This window comes from Streptomyces sp. NPDC039423, from assembly GCF_055598725.1.
Genome location: NZ_JBVKAH010000028.1, coordinates 1 through 1,278, shown reverse-complemented (window position 1 = coordinate 1,278; position 1,278 = coordinate 1). Strand labels below are relative to the sequence as shown.

Below are 1,278 nucleotides of genomic sequence, written 5' to 3'. Positions count from 1 at the left end.
GGACTCGAAGGACCAGCAGCCGGGCTGGCCGTTGAGCGCGGGAACGACGATCCAGGTGCCGTCCTCCCGGTCCGCCTGCTTGGACGCGGCGGACAGCGGCGCGATGAACACCTCACCCGCGTCCGGCGTGGACTGGCGGAGGTAGAAACCGGCCGGCTTCCCACTCGCCGGCTGCAACGACTGCCGCTTGGCCCGGTGCTGCCCCTCCATGAGGAACCGCGCGACGTCCTCGTCGCTGCCCGCCAGCGCCTTCTTCGCGGCGGCGACCAGGTTGGGCTGCACACCGGTCTTCTCCGCGGCGGCCTGGATCTGCACCGCCAGACGGCGGTTGGCCTCGGCGATCTGCTTGCGACGCGCCTCGTCGTCCTTCTTGTACGCCTCCTCCGCACCGGTGTGGATGAAAGCCTTCCACACCGCCGCATCCGGACTGAGGACCGCCCGCTGCGCGGCGGCGAACAACTCGCTCGACTTCGCATCGGCCGGCGCCAGACGCAGCAGCTCACGGATGAAGTTGTCGTCGCTCAGCGCCAGCATGGCCTCCGACGGCGTGATGCGGAACAGCGCGGCGGCGTTGGTGCGGGCGGCGATCTCCCGGCGGCGCTCGGCCTCCGCGCGGTTGTTCTCCTCCAGCTCCTTCAGCTCGTTGGCCACATCCCGCTGGTGGGCCTCACGCGCGCCGTTGGTGATGAACTCCTGCCACGCGGCCGCGTCCCCGGCCAGAGCCGCCGCGGCCGCGGCACGCACCTCGGGCCCGGCGGCCTCGTGACGCAGCACCGCGCGGATGAAGTTGTCATCGCTCAGATCCAGCAGGTCGGGGCTGTTGGGGATACCGACCGCGATCAGCGCCTGGGACTTCGCCAGCCGCGCGGCACGGGCGGCATCCGCCTTGTCCTTCTCCCGCTGCTTGTCCACGGCGTAGGCCTCGTGGATGCCGGTGACGATGAACTGGACGTGGTCGGCGTCCGTCTCACTCATCATCGCGGCCTCCGCGGCCTGCCGCACCGCGTCGAACACCTCCCCGCCATCACGGGCCTTCTGCCACAGAGCGTGGATGAAATCATGGTCGCTCAGCAGCAGCACGTCCGGGCTCGGATCCAGACGCACCACCGCCGCGGCATCCACCCGCTGCGTGTCGGTCGTCCCGATCCCCGCCGCCGCAGCCGCAGCGGCCGGCGGAGCGGCGATGGCAGCCTGCGGCGCGGCCACAGCCGTGACGGAAGCGACCGCGGTCACAGTCACAAACCCGCGCGTAACAGCTCTCCGCACCCGGGCGGAGTT

The 1,278-nt window shown here is 71.0% G+C and carries 1 protein-coding gene; it reads right to left on the bottom strand.

Features of this window, described 5'->3' with window-relative positions:
- On the bottom strand, positions 1–1,107 hold a 1,107-nt coding region (locus tag ACZ7LK_RS32550), incomplete at its 3' end, for an AbfB domain-containing protein (protein ID WP_471144669.1).
- Between the last annotated feature and the right edge of the window lie 171 nt (positions 1,108–1,278).